Genomic DNA, 17,700 nt, shown 5'->3' on the forward strand with positions numbered 1-17,700 from the left:
TTTTAAAGCTCAAATGAAAGGATGAATTTTTGCATTTACCGTTTATTTATTAGTGCTGCAATATGTTCTTTAAGGCCATTGGTTGATTGTAGTCCAATGTCCGAAAATTGATAATCATTTAGCATAAATTGGTGGAAGGTATCTTGTTCCAACAATATGGTTCTACCTTTTGAAAGGTTGTAAATTTTAGTGTTAATTACGCTAATATCATGGTTTTCTTGCGTAAATGCAATAAAATCAATACGATAATCATCCCGTATTAAGGTGCCCTGGCCAAAATAGTCGGGGTGGTTTCTAGAGACATTTCCCGCGTAAATTTTATTCGTTTGAGCTAAAGTCATCATAGACTCCTGCGAGGTTAATTTAACAACAATATTGCAGAAAGAATAATATTCCTTGTCATGAGGAGATTTGGTTACGCTAAATGTATAAATGATATAATTATCTACTCCGAGCGATAATGAGTCTACGATCACTTTGGTTCCTACAGCCTGATAGGGTTTGACGTGGAAGTTGAAATTTTGTAGGGGTAAAATGTTGGCCTGCGGAGGTACCTTAGTATTATCTTTTTCGAGAAAATAGTTTGAATCTTTTACTTGTCCAATACTATTTTGAGAAAAGCAAATCAAGAAGACGATCCATATTCCTATAATTCTATGCATTGTTTTTATTTTATTGGTTATCTGATCCTGTCAAAATAAACACATAATCTATATCATGATAGGGCTATTCGGTCAATATGGGGTTTACCTCGGTTAGTCAATATTATTTATCGGTAAGCCCACATGCTTTTGGTGTATATGCTGTGGGCTTCTTTAGGACCCTATTTTAATGTGTTGTAGGTAACGATAAGATATTCTTTATTTGTACAATATGCCTGTTATTGTGATGAATAATAAAACGAAATATATCTCCTAAACGGAGCTGTATCCAGTTGCTGAAAGATAGCCTAATGCGAATTTTAGTTAAATCTTTTGACCTTGCCTTATCGAGTAGATGAAGTAGTCTATTTTGCTGTTCTAAAAAAACTGGAATCGGTTCGGCGCTCTGCATAAGATTTCTGGGATCCATTTTTCGAAAAGTTTTCATCTTTTTTTCCTTATCATTTGGTAAAATAGAATTAGCAAAATAGTTCCCTAAAAAACCACTTTTGAAATCAACATTGTAGCCAAGATTGCTTTCGGATATTTTTTTTGTGATTTTAGGTAAATAGAAACTTCCATACAGATTCAGGTGCTGTATGCATTCGAGGATATTCCAGGACCCTTCATGAGGTCTTTTATGTAATGTCTCCTGAGAAAGGGCTTCTAGGGAATTGACAAATGATATATGTTCCTGTACTTGCTTTTCCAGTTGATCAAGTAGTTCTAATGATTTATATTTCATCTTTTTTTTGATAAAATACTCGAAAATAAATTGGAAAAAAATTGATTTAACTCAAGATTTACTGATTCTTGATAAAGTTTCGGGACTCATTCTAAGATAATTGGCGATATGCTTATTAGGAATTAGTTGAAATAATCTAGGATTTCGTTTAATGAGTCTTTCATACCTGTTTTTTGGAGAGTCCAGCAATAGATCTCGTTCTCTTTCAAGCTGCTGTAATACCAACTGTTCCAAGATAGTGATATATAATTTTGTGTTTTCTGAAGTGGAATAGATAAAATTCATAAAGTCTTCCTTCTCGGCGATTAGCATATCTGTTTTCTTTATTGCCTGAATTGTATAATCCGAGTAGCTACCATGAATAAAAGAATCCATAGCTACAATGAGATCTCCATCATATCCAAAGCGAATAATCTGTTCATGATCTTCCTGAAAAATAGAAATTTTGATGCTGCCTTTTTTTATGAAATAAATCTTTGAATCAATCGAACCATTCATTTTGATGTATTCGTTCCTCCTAAAAGAAATTTCTTTTTTAAAGATTCGAGGTGATATGAGATCTAACAGCTTATGCATATACGTTGGATTTAATTGAATCATTAAAGGTCTTCGAAATTAGCGATTGTATTGCTGTTTTCAAATATTGATTATTGAGCTACAAATATCGCCAAGTTTTGACCTAATATGGGTTCCAGATTTACCGGTTGAATAATTATGTGCAGATTTACGGTATTAAATGAAAACATGGAATATGTTTTCACGATTTTACAGATTTAAATACTTCATTAAATAATTTTAGTTTGAAAAGAGTCCTCGTTATCCTGTTCATTTTGCTGGTTTCATTTTTAATAGCGGCGTTTTTTATCAAAGTCAATAAGAGGGAAACCTTGCTCTATAAGATACAGCAGTGGGTTACCTACGATACAGCAGATTGGGAAAATTATGAAAACAATAAACAGCTACTTGCCGCTGGGGCTACCGAAGTAACGACGACTGAAGTGGTAGGTGTAGAAGATGATCTATACCCGGTTGATACAAATCGCATATCGCCAGAATTTAGGGCTTTAGAAATCGAAAAAATTAGAAAGACAGATTTTGGACGATTAGTAATAGCGAAGTTACCACCGGATCATGAGGATGCACAAATCGCATTAATTCATCTCACGGATCGTAAATTGACCGATGTGATAATCAATCAGAAGATTAATATTAAAGTTGGAACTTGTTTTGAAAACCCAAAAACAGCAGGTAATTATCGTTGCGTGAGTTGTATGATTTTACTTTACAATCGAGAGAAGAAAAGTTGGGTGGAGGCTCCAAACGGTGAAAATTTCTTGAAAAATGCCTATGATTTTTACCAGGCGTCTGAAGGAGATATTTGGCAAGCACGCGAGTTGTCCATGAGAATCCCTTATGATTATGCGCTTATAGCAAAATATAGTAAGTAAAATTTCTTTTAAGTAGTTAATATCAATACCGTTATGTTTAAATTTTTAAGAGAATTATTGAATGCGGCAAAGGAAGGTATGCATGAAGCCAAAGATGAACTTACTTTTAAAGCCGAAGAGGAAAAAAGGGAGGAGAGTTTAGCAATTGATAACAATATACTTCTGGATATTCCTTATGAAGAACAGTTTGGTAATGCATTGGGAGCCGCATTTAGAGTCATTGTTTTTGGGGACTGGTTTACGGTATTCGGAAGTACGGGAGATGATGGAAATTATCCGATTCACTTATATCAATTTGGAAATTATCCCAAAATTGATCAATATAGAAGTGATTTTATCAAATTGTTAAAAAGAGATTTTGGTATAACAGATACAGACAGCTGTCTTGAAATGTTGAGTTCATATTTTACATTACTTGGAATAGAAAAGACCGGGACCGCATTGGAAGAAAAAAACGGCAAAATCGATACAGCCGTTTGGGATATCTCCAAAGTAGGGGTGAATGCCTTTGTTGTTGCTGTAGCAAGTCATATTACGACATCCGCAACGGACGTTGGATATCTATCAAAACCTGTGGCATTAGATGTTCTCAAAAAGTTGTCAGTATATGCGAAAAAGCATTTTAGTGATTGGTTGTTATTTTCCGATCATTTTATGGAAGGAGAAGATCAAGTTGGGTTAAATAGTAAAATTGGGAAATCTTATTTGAAAAGGTATATTGGGTATCTTAAAGAAAAGAAAGGAAGTCCCTGGAATAATGTCGCATGGTGGAATGGTAATCATTCCGTCTGAGTGTTGTCTCATGTGGCCTCCACATCCACTACATTTTACGGCTTTGGATTTGCTCTATCAATTGGAACAACAAATCGCTCAGAAAGAACTCGGCGACCATAGCTATCTCGAAAGATTAGATGCTATCGAGAAAGATCAAGGGGGAATTCCTATGTTTTATCTGACTTGTGGAAGTTAATTTTTTTTGTGGAATAAATGAATTTTAAAGGCATTTTTTTGGTTATCAGTTGTATGTTGATCGTTGTCGTGTTGACAGAAGTCTATAAGAAAAATGTAGCTAAAAATTATTTATACGGTGTTAAAAAAAGCTATGAGATGAATGATCATTTTGAAACAGATAAATTAAGAAAACTGTCGTCACGACCCTTTCTATTTGGTATAGAAGATAATCTGTTAAGTGACGAAGATTATTTTTTTGATGAAAATTATTTCTACGCTGTCGTTCGAAAAGGTGGGGCAGGTAGATCCTTTAGGTTAGTGGATATCATTGAACTTCGTAGGACATCGACTCAAATTAATAATCACTATATCTGGCAAGTTGTCGTTCAATTGGATAGTAAGGGACAGTCCATTTTCAGTTTTACGCATAACTATTCCCTCTGGAATAGAAATTTCTATGTTTTTTATCAAAAAATACGAGAACTCAATCCACATGCAATCAAATCAAAATGGAGTTTGTGGACGATGTAACAAATTCAATTTCAACACTTGGATGTATAGAAAAAGAAAAGTGGCTAAAACTGTAATCTAATTGCTTTTGTTATCCTAAGTAAAACGTTATGGGTAAATTACGATTATTGATCATGAATGTGTTGGTAGTTTTTCTTTATGGAGCTTGTCAATTACCTCAACGCCCGCCACAGTCCAGTACAAATGAATCTAAGCACAAGGCACAGGAATTACCTTCTAACATAACGTTTTTTGGTGGTGGAAGATCTAAGGAAATGAATATGGTATCAGGGAAAACGGATACTATTTTCATTTCAGTCCATCAGGCGGATTCGGTTCTTATCAAAATAAAAACTCCCGCGGATACAGCCAATGTACGAATTAGTCAGCTTTTTCTGCCCAATGGTTCGGCTGATGGCCCCTTTGGCCAAGAGCTTGCCTATAGATTTAAAGATGTTGGCCAATATCATATTACGGTGAATGAGAATAAAATGATAGGGAATCATTACTCAGGGCCTTATGTAGTACAAATTGTGCCAATAGTTCAATAGTACACTTGAAATAATAGAATAGAACAATAGTTATTCCGAGTAAAATGGATTCATAATAACTATTGTCGCATTCAGGAATTTATTACAGCAGGCCTTCTGCTAATATAGGATTAAAATAAGATCTTCTTTCCAGGCTACTCAACATCACCTGTGTACTTGATCGTATTATTCACGTAAAGCGTTGATTTTTTAGCATCATATTTATAGTTATCCTTTTGGTAAATTTCGTTTTCGACTTTATCCAGGATAATGTTTTTTTTACTGTCATCAGGTAAAAATAATTCTAGCTTTGATTTATCCTCGCTAAGGACAACAAAGGCACTAATGACAGCTTTTCCTTCTTCTTTCTCCGTTGGATTTAGGCGTAAGCCCACATTGAAGACCTGGATACATCCTTGTTTGATCTCACTCCAAGTTTGTCCTGCCGCGACTAAACAACCGTGCTCATCCTTGCTGCCGCCGACCGACGGAGTTGCTTCCTTACTTTGGCCAGCTGTTTCTTTTGATTCGCTGTTCTTGGGAGCATTGTTACAGGCTGTAAAAGTAAAAAGGCTCATGACTATAAATGCTAGTTTTCTCATTTGAATCGGTTTTTATATGTTTTCTCATGTTCACACAATAAATATACCATACTCTTCTGTTTATTCAGCAATCGACTTATTACGGTAGGCTTTCATCCTTTCCTTAGCTATAAGGTGCAGCTCCGCGGTATCGCAGAAAAATGTGTGTAGCGTAAGTCAATATTGTCATAGGACAAGTCGAATTTCTGTGTAGTTTATTAATATTGTGGTGCCGCGCAATGTGATCTTTTGTATCAGAACATTGGACGGAATGATTTTAAACCAATGTAGATAGACAAAAGTATTCTTATCATTTAAAACATCCTATGAAACATAAAGATCATCCTGTCAAAAATTTGGTTTCGGTTATTTTAGTTGAAAAGCAACTAGCCGATGTTTGGAAATATTGGAATGATGCTGATGCAATTATGCAATGGAATATTCCATTTGACGATTGGCACTGCCCTGCTGTTCATATTGACTTTAGGGAGGGCGGGATGTTTAATTTTAGAATGGAACAAAAAAATAGTCGAGAGGGATTTGATTATGTAGGATTATACAATGAGATTATTTTGATGGAGTACATTGGAAGTACCAGTGGAGGGAGAACCTGTGTTGTTGAATTTCAGGCGATTGATAACAATACGATTATCCGGGAAACTTTCGAACCTGATACATTTACACCTTTGGACCTACAACAGTCTTTTACCGATGGCGTCTTGCTAAGTTTTAAAAAATTTATAGAAAACAAATCGTTGTAGAAGCGTGTTGCTACTGACAGAAATATAGACTTTATAGAATAAATTATGCGTGAAATAAAATCGAAAAGCGGTTATGCACCTGCAAATGGAATAAAACTTTACTACGAAATATTCGGCACAGGAAAGCCTTTAGTATTGATTCATGGCGGAGGTTCCTCTGGGTTCTCTGATTTTGAAGAAACAGTAAAAAGATTGCATGATCAGTACCAGTTGATTGTGATAGACCTGCAAAATCATGGAAGATCCGAACACAGAACCACTCCCGAAACCTTCGAGCAGGATGCGAAAGATATTTCGGCTGTTCTTGACTTCTTTTCTATCGAAAAAGCTTCATTTTTCGGTTTTAGTAATGGAGCGACAACACTTTTGAAATTTGCGATAATGTATCCGGACAAGGTGGAAAAGTTGATTGCTGCATCGGGAAATACGAAAAGAGAGGGGCTTTTAGATGGTTTTTTTGAAAGTATGGAAGCTTCAACGATTAACGATATACCACCTTTTCTCAAAGAAAATTTTATGAAGCTGAACCCAGATCCGGAGAAATTTCGAAATATGTATGAAAAAGATAGCCAGCGCATGATAAACTTTAAAGACTTCGAACCGGAATCCTTAAGCCTTTTGACCTGCCCGGTATTTTTGATAGGTGGAGACCAAGATGTTGTAAAAACGACACATCTAGCTGCCATGCAACAGCAGATTCCTCATGCCCGACTGCTTATTTTACCGGCTAATCATGGGAACTATATGATGGCTGATTTTAATGGCGATGTAAATGACCAATTGATCGATTTTACACTAGGGCAAATACAGCATTTTTTGGCACCCAATTGATACCTGTTCAATCGAATAAGTTCGCGCCAAAGGTTTATCGATAATTACGCATATTACGTTCCATCTTACGTATGCGCTGTTCGTTTTTTCCGTCAACACGAGATGCCACCGCCCAAATGGCTGCGGGTATCCAACCCAGTATGGTCATCTGTAGGATCAAACAGAGAATGCCACTTAGAATCTTACCGCGTAAAAAAAACGATAACCAAGGAAGTAAGACTGCTATTAATATCATAAATAATAGGGTTATAAACATTAAAATACAAAAGTACGGTATTCACCATTAAAAATCACGAATAATATCAATTAAAGCAATTTAAGTTATTTTTTGCTTGTTTGTAATGTATTGATGCTTAATGTGTAATGGTTTTGCGTTGCTAGAATAGGTAAATGTTAAGAAAACTTAAAATATGCTTTCTGACAGATGAATTTTAGAATTTTAAGGAGGTGTGGCACCAAAGTTGATGTTTCCCTGTCGAATATTTTAGATGCAGATTACATATAATAAATGACGGAAAACATGGGAAACAATAATAACATTATTGAGAATTTAGATAGCAAATATCATGGATATCTAGAAGATGAGGGGAAATGGCTCAATGATGGATTTAAGAATATTTTCATCGATGGGGAACCAAGTAAAGCAAATCTGAAAACCTCGGTTTATCTTATGTTACCCCAAGAGATCAGAGAATATGTTGATCAATTGTTACTCAACGATTGATTATAAATTATACCAGCAAATCGTTCAAAGTAAAAGTTTACTAGAATCAGTTTTTTCTGATTTTAGTAAACTTTTACTTGTTTAAACAGGGGAGAGCAGACCACATCTCCATTAAATACCATATTCTTTCACGGTTTGGCAAATTTGCTCTTTTTGTTTTCGGCTTAATACGTTCAACATGTTAAGGATTTCTTTACCTTGAAAAGTCTCAAGCTCAAGTCTAGAACCCAACCAATTGCTTTCAATAATACGGATATTAACGATTTGAATGTAGGGCACGAATACCAGCGCATCCAAATCTGCTAAAGCCCACATACTACCGGTCTTCTTTTTAATCCGTTTAAAATACAATCCTTTTTTATCTGTTCGGGCTCGGATGATCTTCCTGCTGCTCTTTAAAAGAAGGCAGCCGCCGATAATAAAAGATAAATGGAGCAACAGCATAAATAATGAGACTAAAAAGCGAAATACATCTTTAAAGTCAAGTACCATGGCACTGAAATTCTCTTTAAATGAATCATTCGGATGATAACCGATGAGACATGTAGATATCCCCATTAAAATCAAGATACTACCGATGATAATGGATCGCCAATTAGGTAGGTAATAATTAATAAAGGTTTCACTGTCTGTGGCTGCTAATTTTCTCCTTTTCATATCTAAATATAGGGACCTTATAAATTGACCGTACAGAAGACTTACAATTCGTTCAGAAGCATTTATAATTCGACAACTATTGTTATAAAGGCATGAAGTCTGTTTTTGAAATTATTATGAACTTGTTTATTGGTCGCATCGAAATCCATGTTACGGAAGATTGGACCACTGTACATCTGCTATCTGGATGAGGTGGATACGAAAGAGTTGCGATACATTTGCACTATAAATCAAAATATTTAATGAAAATGAATTATAACATTAGAAAGGCAAGTCTTGAGGATCTTGATCAAGCAGCAGCGTTATTCAATCTTTATCGGATTTTCTACAGACAAGAATCGGATTTGGAAAAAGCCAAAGAATTTTTGAGGGACCGATTTTTGTACGGAGAGTCAGAAATCTTTTTGGCAATTCAGGGCGAACAAGCTGTTGGTTTTGTTCAGCTTTATAAATTGTTTCATTATACTAAATTGCAGCGACAGTGGTTGTTGAGTGATCTATTTGTGCATCCTGATCACCGGAGTAAAGGTCTTTCGGTTCGGCTTATAGATCGTAGTAAAGTCTGGTGTGAAGAGACTGGAGCTTGTGGTCTGATGCTTGAGACCGAGAAAACAAATGTTATCGGTAATAGTCTTTATCCGAGGTGTGGATTTGAATACGACGGCATGCATAACTATTATCATTGGTGGCGATAACCTTAACTGGATCGTCAGGGCACTTCTGCGTCTGGCGATCCAGTTGGCAACTGAGATTAATTAGACGGCAAATTGTGTCAAATGATGATCCAGGTGTTTATAAAACATGTTGTTCCACTCCCAGCTTTTAAGCTTGCCGAAAGAATGGGACTCCTTCCCATCAAAATAGTTTTCGCCCAATTCCAGCGTTTTTTTAATGTAATCGATTAACCTACGTTGCTCGATCTCGAAATCACGTCTGGATGTTACCAGAAACTCTGTAGCAGTAGGGTTATTTCTCTTATAAGGTTTTTCATTGACCACCAGATTCTTTACAAACCATTTTAGTAGTAGTTTCTTTAATCCAGTAGGCTTAGGATACTTGTCTTCATAGATCAATTCATAGATCACATTGCAGTGGGCTAACATTTGATCGACAGTCATTTTACCCCATTGGGCACTGCTGTCTGGATTAAGATTTTGAATCCGTGCTATCACTTCATCACTCACTGTTTTGTCAAAAATATTTTTCATTATTTAAATGCTAATTGGTTTTCAGGTTGCTGGAACTTTGGTTGGGGATGATAACGTACGAAATAATAGTCTATATTAATTGAAGTATAATATCACATTTAAAGGTTCATCTTTTACAGTTACTTTCTTTTCGGTAGGCCCATTTTTATTGCTGTACCTCAATGTATAAGACTGATTTTTTTTCACGATAAATGTTAAATAGTCATTCGCATCCTGCAGTTTAGTTGCGGTCGAACCACCGCCAATTTGATCATTTCCTTGAAAGATATCTACATTGCATTTTGTTCTGCCTTCCGGTTGACATTGATCGTTACTGAGATACATGGTTACGTTTAGACGGGTGTAAGATTTGTCGTTCAATTGTTGGCTATATTGCTGATTGAATAGATCAATATAGCGCTGGGAAACATTATCTGCATATACTTCTGTTTCGCTCCATGCTGGGAATGAGGTAGCTGCCGGTTTGTAGGAAGCCGCATAAATGGAATGTTCCTTGCTATTCGGATCGGCTTTCCCTGCGTCGGCCAAAAACCAGCTATAATTTAGGTCTTTGTCCGGATAATATTCAGTAAAATACCATTTACCATTAATCCATACCTCGACCCAACTGTGGTTACCACGATTGTCATGCCAGTTTGGTGTACCGGCAATCCGGGCCGGTATACCTACTGATCGCAATGCATCGATCAGTAAAATGGATAATCCGGTACAAGATGCCATTCCTTGGCTTATCGATTCAGATGGATTTTGATCTGCTTTTTTTCGTTGGGTATTGTAATCGACTTTTACTTCATCTCTGATATTCTTATTTATGGCTACAATGGCATCTTTCATCGTGTTGCTATTTGTTACATATTTTGAGAAACGATCGTAGAAATCACCACGCCAGTCGTCTAGATCTTCAGAAAATACACGATAGGGCAATACCTCATTTAGAAAAATAGAATCTGGAATTTCCTTAGCCCAGGAAAATGTTGATTTTGCCTGGTAAGCCTTTTCAATATTATGGATAAGATGATCACTCTTAATCGTCGTTAAATCATTCTTAGGCATATAAGCTATGAGAAAAGCCGCGCCTTCACGCATTTCTTTGGGCAGTTTCTCTAGTACTTTTTCCAATTCATTACGATTCGTGCCGGCAGCTTTTAGTGCATTTTTCACCGGTTTTTGATACTGACTTGGTAAAGAGGAAAGCTTGAAATCTTGTGCAGATGCTTTGAAAAAAATGGCTGTAGATAAACAGCAGAAAACTAAAGAAAATACCTTTTTTAACATAATATACGCTTGCTTGTTCTTTATCTATTTAAATTAACACAATTTGTATATTTCAAACATAGATAAATTGATTTTTATATGCAAAAATACGTTTTATAGTCTGACTCGTAACTTAGAAGCCCAATTTACATAATATCTTCTTTGACAGCCCGTGAGCCTCTGTTCTAGCCCGATAGCTACCTGCATTGGGACAGAGCCGTATCACAGTCCCTGTGAATCCAAGATGAATCCGACATTCTCTTGGAGTGACAGCCCTTTATTAAGGTGGACTCAACGCGAACGAAGTACGTCGATGTACTTTTGGATTGCGCTGCACTTCTAAAAAGTCAAAAGGTGTTAATCCCGCACAATTTCATTTGCAAATGAATACAAATTTATTTTAGTTTGAAGATCTTTAAGGCAAAGTAAAGATCATAACCCAAAAAATAATTTGAATGACAATTCCGATGAAGCCGTTTCATTTTCTATATTATAGTGTATGCTGTCTGATCCTTTTATCTGGTATGCTGTATTCCTGTCAATCGCAAAATCCGGATCGGGTGATACTTGAAAAATTGGATAGAACTTTTAATGCATCCAAATTTTATGGCCCCAAAATAAAAAGGAGCGAAGAGTTGCTGCATGCGGACGTTAAAAGTATGGATAAGAAAGAGTTGAAAAAAGTCTTTGAAACCGCCATATTTAAAAAGGATACGCTTGCTATTTTTAATTCAGAAGGGAGTCTGCCAACGTTATTTTATATCGAGTCTACCGCAGCTTGGGGAACACGGAAATTAAAGCCAGTTAAAGATTTCGGTTATCGTTATACAACTGTTTCATACAATGAAGAAAAGGATACCGTAGCGATATTAAACGGAGTTTCTTTTCCAGCCTTGACTATGGCAGAGGATAAAAATGGTGAATTTGCATATCTATATGCACTGAAGACTTCAAAAAATAAAGATGATTTTCAAAATATTTACAACTATCTACAGAACGCGTTTACAAAATTGACGCTTCAAGATGATGCGGGAAGTGGTATAAAAGGTTGGGAAAATAAAGACTTTTACTATTTTCTACATAAAAAAAATAGAAGGGAAGAACAGATTTTTTCGTTTGGAGAAGATGAAGACGACAAGCCGACGACTACAGACATCACCGATATCCGTTTGGAAATTTATTCTAAAATTTACATCCAAAATATGCAACAAGAGCAGGTTTACTTACCGGATTATATTCCCATTATCAAATGACAGATGTAGATAATTGGTAACCGTCAAACTTGTTACAAACCTGCATAAGCGAATTTGTTTATATTTACTTCCTTGTAAAAAAATCAATCAAATCGTTTTATTTTTATGTCAGATACTCAAATACCGACTTCCGCTTATGCAGATACCAAACCACATTATGCTGTACTTGATGGGTTACGTGGGGTCGCAGCTATTACCGTGGTTTGCTTTCATATTTTTGAAGCCTTTGCAACGAGCCATTTAGATCAGCGAATTAATCATGGTTATTTGGCGGTCGACTTTTTCTTTATGCTTTCAGGATTTGTCGTGGGCTATGCTTATGATGATCGCTGGAAGACGATGACAACAAAAGAATTTATAAAACGAAGAATAATACGTTTACATCCGATGGTTGTTATGGGAGCGATCATTGGAGCGGTTATGTTCTATTTTCAGGGTTGTTCTGTTTGGGATGTGACCAAAGTGACATTTTCTTCGCTGGCAATCGCGACCCTATTGAATGCCTTGTTAATTCCTGCGATTCCGGGGCATGAGGTGAGAGGGCTTGGGGAGATGTTTCCATTAAATGGACCAAGCTGGTCGTTGTTTTTTGAATACATCGGTAATATCCTGTATGCATTGGTCATTCGAAGATTTTCGACCAAAGCGTTAGCCGGACTCGTTATTTTATTCGGAATAGGTTTGGCTGCATTTGCGATATTGGGACCCTTGGGAGATATCTGTGCCGGTTTTTCACTCACAGGAACAGAATTTACGGCAGGTTCACTTCGACTTTTATTTTCTTTTACAGCGGGTCTATTTCTATCGAGGATATTTAAATCTTTACAGATCAAGGGAGCATTTTGGATTTGTAGTTTAATCTTAGTGCCACTTTTGGCCATGCCGCGCATTGGTGGGGCCGAGCATTTATGGATGAATGGTCTGTACGACACGTTATGTTGTGTTGTTGTTTTCCCTTTGCTTGTTGTTTTAGGAGCATCTGGCAAGGGAGAAAGCGGTATTACAAGTTGGCTTTGCAAGTTTTTAGGCGATATATCCTATCCTTTATATATGGTACATTATCCCTTTATTTATCTATACTATGCTTGGGTCAAGAATGAAAATCTGAGTTTTGAAGAATCTCTGCCGGGAGTAGCAGCTGTTGTGATCGGAAGTATTGTGCTTGCATACGGCTGTTTGAAGTTATACGATATACCCGTACGGCGATATCTGTCAAAACGATTTCTAAGATCAAAAGGGAAATAGCCGCCGGCAAACTAATCCTATATTTATTATAAAATAAAAAAACACCAATTTATGGTGTTTTTTATGCATATTACGTAGGACAGTGACCTGTACATAGAGAAAATATCTTGTCATGTTAAATAACGCTTGAATGTCAGTCTTTTTCAAAAAAAACGTTGTTATATTTCGACGAATAAAATACCAAATAGAAGCCTAAAGGACTTCGGTACACCGTTGGATCTGACGCAAGAATATGATGAGTGGGAGCGTCCATCCACAGCTTTAAGCGTGCGGATTCATAAGGACTAACTGTTTCGATCTTGCCCTTGTAAACTTTGGACACTTTACCTGCATTTACGACGTTGAAATAAATCGAATCGTTATCCTTTATGACAAAATTGTACCTATCGTATTGCCAGTCAGTTTGTTTTCCTGGGAATATGTCACGTTTTATATGATAAGTCCCATAATAATCTTCTTTTTTTAAGATTTTTGGGCTAGCGATCCATTGAAAAAGTTGAGACAAAGAAAAAAGTAGAATTGCGTAACCAAAGAAGCGTCTTTCTGTGAAAATTCCGCATAACATTAAAATTACCAGCAGTGGTAGAAAAATAAATATAATGAAAAAATTAGCCCCAAATCCCATTTTATAAATTGTTGTGGCTTCGAAGAAAACCAAATGGATTTTCTTTTACTCCTCTTTTAGAAACCTACTTTCTAAATTGAAAGTTTTAACTAAAGTAGCCCCATAGCTACCAAATCCAACACAGTATGCCTTCTATTGTCCAATTTATTCTTGACACATGCTTCAAGGATTTTTTTGACACCATTTGAATAAGAATCATGTCCGAGAACCTTGGTCTCAATTTTAATTTCATCATTTTTATCTTTGATCACAATCTGATGGTAGGCATGCTTTTCTAAGTAGGCAACGGGAATATTGATTTTATAAGCCTGCGTTTTCGCATCGCGAATAGAGACAACACGCTCATGAGCGACCTGTAAAGAGTTGGCGATATGATAAGCTGTACCTGGTTCAGTATTCTTGGAGGCCTGATGAGACTCTATAATAGATATTTCATAGTCTTTGAAATTATGACCAAATTGTTGAAGCATATGGAGCGTTTTTAGCAAAAGTATGGAGGTATTCGGGCAAATGACAAGTGGAAAAGCAGTCTCGAGCTTTTCGGTCTCTAGGCCCGTCGACAGTTCAATTAATACCGAACCCGTACGTGCACAAAAATCAAGACAATCTTGTAACTCCCGGCCCGATCCGGCATGTATAACAATAGATGGAGATGTCGTTGTAATGGATGGTTGCCAAGGTGAAATTTCTACATTGGGAATGGAATAATCGGCTTCCAGTATTGCGTTTGCCAGTTTTCCTGATCCTACTACAAAGGCTTTTTTTGTATTCATATTGCTTGTTTTATCAAAATATCCGCTATCCTTTTGACTATGAATCGATAAAATGATACCGGATGAATTTGTAATGAAGTAAAGGTTGTGCTTGAGTGAGGTAAGTTACAAAAATAGACGGTAAAATTTAATCTTTGCTATTATGGAATTATTCTTTTTTCACGCATTTCGTCAAAGAGCTGATAAAACATTGGTTCAGTATCGATAAATTCATGGAAACCGAGCCGCCTTGCCTTTGTGCCGTCGGCAAAAAAATCATAATCCCAAGAAAAGACAAAGTCGCCAAAAGGCCAAGCTGAAACCTGCGCATAGTTATAGCTTAATGCATGCTTTTCTTTTAATTTTTGCCATACAGGCTCCTTATCTGCCATCATTGTTTCGAGCGATAGCGGGATCGGGTCAGCACTTTGCATACCAAAATAGGCCGCTAATTTGGGCCATAGCTCCTTCCAGCGGAAGAGATCGCCATTGTTAATGTTGAAGGCTTGATTGGCCGCTTGTGGATTGGTCGAGGCCCATACCGTTGCTTTGGCTAATAGTGTTGAATCGGTCATTTCCATCAATGTCTGAAAAGCGCCAATTTTTCCTGGAAACCGAAGCGGAATACCGAGTTCTTTTGAGATAGAAGCATATACAGCAATGAGCAACGCTAGATTCATCGGATTATTGGGAGCCGTTCCACCAACAACTGACGGACGGATCGCTGACCAATTCCATTTCTTACCTTTTTGCAGTTGTTCGAGGTATTGCTGTTGGCTGGTATTGAATTCAGGCGGCATATGTCCGGCATCTGATTCTTTGGCCGGTGTCTTGAAAGGACCCAAATGAGCACCGTATACTTTATAACCTTGCATTAAGCTGATGTGCTGAAGATCACCTGCTATTGGCTCAACGACAGTTAAAACATTACGCAGCATTTTCATATTGGGCTCCACCAGCTCAGTCCAGGTCGGCCTATCCTGATATGCAACATAGTAAATATGAGTCACTGAATCCAAGTTGCCTAGTTTTTTGATACAATCGGCTATATCTAATAAATCTACAGCGATAAAACGAACCTTATTCCGATCGGCATTTGTTCGTCGTGATAAACCTATAATTTCCCATTCTTCCGTCTTTTCAAGGTAGTCTATGAGATTGTTGCCTATAACGCCATTGGCGCCAACAACTAAAGCGGTGTTTTTTCTAGTCTTCATCTTTGTCTAATACTTATAAGGCCAAAGTTAGTTGGAAGCTTAGTGGGTTTTAATGTAAAAATCCAACATAATTATGTATATTTCTGAAATGAAACGTTATCGTCAGTTTGAACCGGTGCTTATTTCAGGATTTAAGATGCTTGAATGGAACCATCCCGAACACAATCACAATCATTACGAGTTCATTTTTATTCGGGAGGGTTCAGGACGACATATCGTTAATGGGCATTCATTTCCTTACGAGGAAGGAGCGATCTTTCTACTGGGGCCAGATGATCAGCATTATTTTGAAATCGAACAACTCACACATTTTGTTTATCTTAAATTTACAGACGCCTACCTTGGTCGTGACACTTCGGGTGCTACGCCCGCAATACAACAGCTGGAATATATCATAAAAAGTAGAGAAATCCATCAGATGGGATTTCAATTAGCGGGGGAAGATAAGCTGGTGATAGAACAGATCTTTGATATACTCCTTTTATTTAAGAAAGATCAAATCGGAAATCAGGAGCTTATTTGGTTGCAATTATTCAGCATTGCACATGTTCTGCAGCGAAATATGCCTGAATTGCGTAGTAGTAGTACCAAAAGTCGCGATCTGCAGGCTATGTTTTGTTATATTCATAAAAATATTTACGATCCCAACTGTCTGCGGATACAAATGATGGCGGAGCACTTTAATATTGCCAACGATTATCTTGGTATTTATTTTAAACGTCAGGCAGGGATTACCTTACGGGACTATATTCAAAACTACCGCAGTACATTGATACGTCAACGAATAGCAGTAGGAAGAGTTACCTTAAAGGAAATTGCTGCTGAATTTGGGCTGACCGATGTAAGTCACCTGACTAAGATTATACATAAAACGTAGTCCATTCCCATTGAAAAGCATTGAAATCAAATTTAATCTATAATATTTATCCCGTAGAAGATAAAAATGCAATAAAAATATGGAGAAACGGGATAAACCTTTTACCACCTAACCCTACAGAAATGAATAAAATTGAACCTGTGGAGCACATTCTATTGCTGGATTAGGAAAATGGCGCCTATAACGCCTAGCGAAAAAATTTGGCTGGGGTAGTTGATTTTTCGACATTTTTTGTAGATTTGTCGAGTAATGACAGGTCAACAGGAAAATATTAAAGAGGAAATTATCTTATCATCCATGAAAGTGTTTGAAACATATGGATTTGCAAGGGTTTCTATGCAGGATATTTCAAAAGCTTGTGGAAAGGGTCGGAGCACGTTATATTACTATTTTACCAGTAAAATGGATGTCTTTGATGCGATTGCGGAGTATCTATGTCAGGAAGTGTTTGAGGTCGCGAGTAGAACTTATAACAGGGACGCTTCACTGGAAGATAATTTAGTCGGTTTTTTACAAGCAAAACTACGTCAGATTAATTTAATTACGAAACGTTTTCATCTCGCATTCGAAGATATGAAATCCGATCCAGCCTTGATGGTTTCGAAAACACGTTACATGCTGGACGACGAGATTAAGTTGATTCGTGAAATGATTGAATTAGCCGTTAGGAAAAAAGAAATTCAGGCCTTAGAGGAAAAGGATATCCTGTTTTTATCCGAAATGTTAGTGACAACATCACGTTGTTTTGAGCAGGAAGTTTTACTTTTTGATCGTTTTCCAGATTTTGAAGCTAGGCTTTCCTGGTTGACAAGTATATGTGTTAAGGGACTACGCTAGCAATTCGGAGTGTAGCGCGAAGTAATTATTTTGAACAGTAAGGATGTATATTT

At 36.8% G+C, this 17,700-nt stretch carries 23 protein-coding genes; 13 read left to right on the forward strand and 10 right to left on the reverse strand.

Features of this window, described 5'->3' with window-relative positions; translation table 11 throughout:
* Positions 1-35 precede the first annotated feature (35 nt).
* From HS960_RS04000 to HS960_RS04010, 3 genes are all read right to left on the reverse strand, one after another.
* On the reverse strand, positions 36-662 hold the full coding sequence (locus HS960_RS04000) for a hypothetical protein (RefSeq protein WP_153846703.1): 627 nt from the start codon (positions 660-662) through the stop codon (positions 36-38).
* A gap of 166 nt (positions 663-828) precedes the next feature.
* Positions 829-1,386: a DinB family protein gene (locus HS960_RS04005; protein WP_182331322.1), complete on the reverse strand. Its 558-nt coding sequence runs from the start codon at positions 1,384-1,386 to the stop codon at positions 829-831.
* Positions 1,387-1,437: 51 nt separating this feature from the next.
* Positions 1,438-1,962, reverse strand: a complete 525-nt coding sequence (locus HS960_RS04010; protein WP_153846705.1) for a Crp/Fnr family transcriptional regulator — start codon at positions 1,960-1,962, stop codon at positions 1,438-1,440.
* A 224-nt stretch (positions 1,963-2,186) separates the two neighbouring features.
* On the opposite strand from HS960_RS04010, the gene HS960_RS04015 reads away from it, so the two are divergent.
* From HS960_RS04015 to HS960_RS04035, 5 genes are all read left to right on the forward strand, one after another.
* Entirely contained in the window at positions 2,187-2,834 is a 648-nt protein-coding gene (locus HS960_RS04015; RefSeq protein WP_153846706.1) for a hypothetical protein, read from the forward strand.
* Between the two features lie 33 nt (positions 2,835-2,867).
* A complete protein-coding gene (locus HS960_RS04020) occupies positions 2,868-3,626 on the forward strand; it encodes a DUF1266 domain-containing protein (protein ID WP_153846707.1) in 759 nt (252 codons plus the stop codon).
* A 10-nt stretch (positions 3,627-3,636) separates the two neighbouring features.
* Positions 3,637-3,804, forward strand: a complete 168-nt coding sequence (locus HS960_RS04025) for a hypothetical protein (RefSeq protein WP_153846708.1) — start codon at positions 3,637-3,639, stop codon at positions 3,802-3,804.
* Between the two features lie 17 nt (positions 3,805-3,821).
* Positions 3,822-4,316, forward strand: a complete 495-nt coding sequence (locus HS960_RS04030) for a hypothetical protein (RefSeq protein ID WP_182331324.1) — start codon at positions 3,822-3,824, stop codon at positions 4,314-4,316.
* Between the two features lie 89 nt (positions 4,317-4,405).
* Positions 4,406-4,846: a hypothetical protein gene (locus tag HS960_RS04035; protein WP_153846710.1), complete on the forward strand. Its 441-nt coding sequence runs from the start codon at positions 4,406-4,408 to the stop codon at positions 4,844-4,846.
* 134 nt (positions 4,847-4,980) lie between these two features.
* Here HS960_RS04035 and HS960_RS04040 read toward each other — a convergent pair whose 3' ends face one another.
* Positions 4,981-5,427: a hypothetical protein gene (locus HS960_RS04040; protein ID WP_153846711.1), complete on the reverse strand. Its 447-nt coding sequence runs from the start codon at positions 5,425-5,427 to the stop codon at positions 4,981-4,983.
* A gap of 305 nt (positions 5,428-5,732) precedes the next feature.
* Between HS960_RS04040 and HS960_RS04045 the strand changes: the two genes are divergently transcribed.
* Both HS960_RS04045 and HS960_RS04050 read left to right on the forward strand, forming a co-directional pair.
* Positions 5,733-6,167 carry an SRPBCC domain-containing protein gene (locus HS960_RS04045; RefSeq protein ID WP_153846712.1) on the forward strand — a complete coding sequence of 145 codons (435 nt, stop codon included), beginning with the start codon at positions 5,733-5,735 and terminating at the stop codon, positions 6,165-6,167.
* Between the two features lie 45 nt (positions 6,168-6,212).
* Entirely contained in the window at positions 6,213-6,998 is a 786-nt protein-coding gene (locus HS960_RS04050; RefSeq protein WP_153846713.1) for an alpha/beta fold hydrolase, read from the forward strand.
* Between the two features lie 34 nt (positions 6,999-7,032).
* On the opposite strand, the gene HS960_RS04055 is transcribed toward HS960_RS04050, so the two are convergent.
* Entirely contained in the window at positions 7,033-7,233 is a 201-nt protein-coding gene (locus tag HS960_RS04055) for a YqaE/Pmp3 family membrane protein (RefSeq protein WP_075994862.1), read from the reverse strand.
* A 285-nt stretch (positions 7,234-7,518) separates the two neighbouring features.
* On the opposite strand from HS960_RS04055, the gene HS960_RS04060 reads away from it, so the two are divergent.
* Positions 7,519-7,722 (forward strand): hypothetical protein, encoded by a 204-nt coding sequence (locus HS960_RS04060; protein WP_153846714.1) that lies wholly within the window; start codon positions 7,519-7,521, stop codon positions 7,720-7,722.
* 111 nt (positions 7,723-7,833) lie between these two features.
* Here the strand turns inward: HS960_RS04060 and HS960_RS04065 are convergent, their stop codons facing one another.
* Entirely contained in the window at positions 7,834-8,379 is a 546-nt protein-coding gene (locus HS960_RS04065) for a hypothetical protein (protein ID WP_153846715.1), read from the reverse strand.
* 248 nt (positions 8,380-8,627) lie between these two features.
* Here HS960_RS04065 and HS960_RS04070 point away from each other — a divergent pair, with 248 nt between their 5' ends.
* Positions 8,628-9,074 (forward strand): GNAT family N-acetyltransferase, encoded by a 447-nt coding sequence (locus tag HS960_RS04070; protein ID WP_075993209.1) that lies wholly within the window; start codon positions 8,628-8,630, stop codon positions 9,072-9,074.
* 60 nt (positions 9,075-9,134) lie between these two features.
* Here HS960_RS04070 and HS960_RS04075 read toward each other — a convergent pair whose 3' ends face one another.
* Positions 9,135-9,587, reverse strand: coding sequence for a DUF1569 domain-containing protein (locus tag HS960_RS04075; RefSeq protein WP_153846716.1), 453 nt, complete (start codon positions 9,585-9,587; stop codon positions 9,135-9,137).
* Between the two features lie 75 nt (positions 9,588-9,662).
* Entirely contained in the window at positions 9,663-10,862 is a 1,200-nt protein-coding gene (locus HS960_RS04080) for a transglutaminase-like domain-containing protein (protein ID WP_182331326.1), read from the reverse strand.
* A gap of 434 nt (positions 10,863-11,296) precedes the next feature.
* Here HS960_RS04080 and HS960_RS04085 point away from each other — a divergent pair, with 434 nt between their 5' ends.
* Both HS960_RS04085 and HS960_RS04090 read left to right on the forward strand, forming a co-directional pair.
* Positions 11,297-12,094, forward strand: a complete 798-nt coding sequence (locus HS960_RS04085) for a hypothetical protein (protein ID WP_159730891.1) — start codon at positions 11,297-11,299, stop codon at positions 12,092-12,094.
* A 105-nt stretch (positions 12,095-12,199) separates the two neighbouring features.
* A complete protein-coding gene (locus HS960_RS04090; protein ID WP_159730889.1) occupies positions 12,200-13,339 on the forward strand; it encodes an acyltransferase family protein in 1,140 nt (379 codons plus the stop codon).
* Between the two features lie 714 nt (positions 13,340-14,053).
* Here HS960_RS04090 and HS960_RS04095 read toward each other — a convergent pair.
* Together HS960_RS04095 and HS960_RS04100 are read right to left on the reverse strand one after the other, a co-directional pair.
* Positions 14,054-14,737, reverse strand: a complete 684-nt coding sequence (locus HS960_RS04095) for a dihydrodipicolinate reductase C-terminal domain-containing protein (protein WP_159730851.1) — start codon at positions 14,735-14,737, stop codon at positions 14,054-14,056.
* Positions 14,738-14,877: 140 nt separating this feature from the next.
* Positions 14,878-15,933 carry an SDR family oxidoreductase gene (locus HS960_RS04100; RefSeq protein ID WP_159730849.1) on the reverse strand — a complete coding sequence of 352 codons (1,056 nt, stop codon included), beginning with the start codon at positions 15,931-15,933 and terminating at the stop codon, positions 14,878-14,880.
* 73 nt (positions 15,934-16,006) lie between these two features.
* Here HS960_RS04100 and HS960_RS04105 point away from each other — a divergent pair, with 73 nt between their 5' ends.
* On the forward strand, positions 16,007-16,810 hold the full coding sequence (locus tag HS960_RS04105) for an AraC family transcriptional regulator (RefSeq protein WP_182331328.1): 804 nt from the start codon (positions 16,007-16,009) through the stop codon (positions 16,808-16,810).
* A 249-nt stretch (positions 16,811-17,059) separates the two neighbouring features.
* Positions 17,060-17,647 carry a TetR/AcrR family transcriptional regulator gene (locus HS960_RS04110; RefSeq protein ID WP_153846722.1) on the forward strand — a complete coding sequence of 196 codons (588 nt, stop codon included), beginning with the start codon at positions 17,060-17,062 and terminating at the stop codon, positions 17,645-17,647.
* Positions 17,648-17,700 lie beyond the last annotated feature (53 nt).

Source organism: Sphingobacterium paramultivorum (genome assembly GCF_014109745.1).
Lineage (GTDB): Bacteria > Bacteroidota > Bacteroidia > Sphingobacteriales > Sphingobacteriaceae > Sphingobacterium > Sphingobacterium paramultivorum.